3 protein-coding genes and 1 pseudogene are annotated in these 2,606 nt (G+C 35.2%); all 4 read left to right on the top strand.

The genetic code is table 11. The features are described from left to right. A partial coding sequence (locus tag AC1DJR_RS25795; RefSeq protein ID WP_477003837.1) for a sporulation transcriptional regulator SpoIIID occupies positions 1–164 on the top strand: 164 nt, incomplete at its 5' end. 161 nt (positions 165–325) lie between these two features. Continuing rightward, positions 326–1,327: a rod shape-determining protein gene (gene mreB, locus AC1DJR_RS25790; RefSeq protein ID WP_002130035.1), complete on the top strand. Its 1,002-nt coding sequence runs from the start codon at positions 326–328 to the stop codon at positions 1,325–1,327. Positions 1,328–1,753: 426 nt separating this feature from the next. Beyond that, entirely contained in the window at positions 1,754–2,188 is a 435-nt protein-coding gene (fabZ, locus tag AC1DJR_RS25785; RefSeq protein WP_000931959.1) for a 3-hydroxyacyl-ACP dehydratase FabZ, read from the top strand. Positions 2,189–2,477: 289 nt separating this feature from the next. Continuing rightward, positions 2,478–2,606, top strand: a pseudogene (locus tag AC1DJR_RS25780) (tyrosine protein kinase); the annotation flags it as partial.

Here is a 2,606-nt window from a genome sequence, read left to right as displayed (position 1 = left end):
TCCATAAAGATTTAACAGAACGTCTACCAGAAATTAATCCAGAGCTCGCAAATGAAGTGAAAGAAATTCTTGATTATCATAAGTCTATTCGTCATTTAAGAGGAGGAGAAGCAACAAAGCAAAAGTATCGAAAAGAAGATACAGAAAACCCTGTGCGCCAATAAATCTAAAATAGCAAACATTCCTTGCGAATTCGGTAATATTTTTCAGAAGAATTCTTTTTGCGAATATTACGTTTCTGTTAAATTTATGATAAAATCAGAAATTAGGTGTAAAAGAATTCGGGTGTAACCTGATTTTGAATATCGAGGAGGAAATGACAGGAATGTTTGCGCGAGATATCGGAATTGACCTAGGTACGGCTAATGTATTAATTCATGTTAAAGGTAAGGGTATTGTATTAAATGAGCCATCTGTTGTGGCAATTGATCGTAATAGTGGAAAAGTATTAGCAGTAGGTGAAGAAGCAAGAAGTATGGTGGGACGTACACCTGGTAATATTGTAGCAATTCGTCCGCTTAAAGATGGTGTAATCGCAGATTTCGAAATTACAGAAGCAATGTTAAAGTATTTCATTAACAAATTGGACGTGAAGAGCTTCTTTTCAAAACCTCGCATTTTAATTTGCTGTCCAACAAATATCACATCTGTAGAACAAAAAGCAATTCGTGAGGCTGCTGAACGTTCAGGTGGTAAAACAGTATTTTTAGAAGAAGAACCAAAAGTAGCCGCAGTTGGTGCTGGTATGGAAATCTTCCAGCCAAGCGGAAACATGGTTGTTGATATTGGTGGAGGTACAACAGATATTGCCGTACTTTCTATGGGTGATATTGTTACCTCTTCCTCTATCAAAATGGCTGGCGATAAGTTTGATATGGARATCTTAAACTACGTTAAACGTAAGTATAAGCTATTRATTGGAGAACGTACTTCAGAAAATATTAAAATTAAAGTTGGTACAGTATTCCCAGGTGCACGTAGTGAAGAGCTTGAAATTCGCGGACGTGACATGGTAACAGGTTTACCACGTACAATTACAGTATGCTCTGAAGAGATTACAGAAGCACTAAAAGAAGACGCAGCTATCATTGTACAAGCTGCAAAAGGCGTACTAGAGCGCACACCACCAGAACTATCTGCGGACATTATCGACCGCGGTGTTATTCTAACAGGCGGTGGAGCTTTATTACACGGTATCGACATGCTTCTAGCAGAAGAATTAAAGGTACCAGTATTAATCGCTGAAAACCCAATGCAATGTGTTGCTATTGGTACAGGTATTATGTTAGAGAATATCGATAAATTACCACGTCGTGCATTGAAATAAAGTGAGAAAGAGCTAAGGGAAAACCTTAGTTCTTTTTTTTGATTTTTTTAATTCTAATTTTTTACGAAAACGGAAGAAAAATAGAGGAAAATAAAGAAATAAGGTGATATATCCATATATACGGTTAAATTTAATGTTTTCTTATTTGAAAACGTATGTAATATAATGATTCGGAATACGACATTAAGGCAAAGAATGTTTAAATACATATTGCCTTTCCCTAATTTGGGCACACACTCTTTTCTACCTCCGTGTCAGTTGCTGAGAAGTGCAACTATTTTAATGGAATAGAGTGTGTGCATTTTTTTATAATAAGAAGCTAAACGGAGTAAAGTTTTACTTTATAATGACAAATAATAAACAAAATGGGATAATAACAATATGTCCAAGTGGTAAGACCAATATTACAAAAGGGGCGATTGTTACATGCTAAATATAGAACAAATTAAAGAAATCATTCCTCACCGTTATCCATTTTTACTTGTTGATAAAATATTAGAAGTGGATGAGGGGAAAAGAGCGGTTGGAATTAAAAATGTATCTGCAAACGAGGAGTTCTTTAATGGACACTTCCCAGATTATGCAGTTATGCCTGGTGTACTTATTGTAGAAGCATTAGCACAAGTTGGTGCAGTTGCTGTATTAAAGAAAGAAGAAAACCGCGGGAGACTTGCTTTCTTCGCAGGCATCGACAACTGCCGCTTCAAAAAACAAGTACGCCCAGGTGATCAACTTCGTTTAGAAGTAGAAATGACACGCGTACGTGGACCAATCGGAAAAGGAAAAGCAATCGCAACAGTGGATGGTGAAGTTGCGTGCGAAGCTGAAATTACATTTGCAATTGGTGATAAAAAAGAATAGAGAGTAATTAAAAAAATCCTTCTGTATATTACAGAAGGATTTTTTTAATTACCTATATTCTTTGTTCTAAATATGAAAATACAAAGTAATCAGAAAATTTATTGTAAATGAATGGAAGTTTGTATATAATAGCGATGTAAATATCTTGAAATTAAGATAAATGATAGTGCGACAAAAATAGAGATGTCGTTGTCACATTATAGAGGTTATGAGATAGGACAAAGGTTATTATGATTCGTTATGATGAACTGTAGAGGAAAGTAATGGGGAAATTTAACGGTAGAAGTTAATGAAAAATAGGCGTAGCATATCGAGCATAAAAGAGAAAAAGGGAAAAGGTCGCATTTTGAAAAAGGAGACTAGAACATGTTCGGAAGAAAGAAAAGAAAACCATTACGACAATTAATTACACATAAAG

This window comes from Bacillus sp. 05T31, from assembly GCF_056396725.1.
The sequence above is the reverse complement of the archived record's forward strand: the minus strand, read 5'-3'. Positions and strand labels throughout refer to the sequence as shown.

Excerpts from the sequence above, each read along its gene's own strand:
- fabZ (WP_000931959.1), top strand. The coding sequence starts at position 1,754 with ATGCTAAATATAGAACAAATTAAAGAAATCATTCCTCACCGTTATCCA.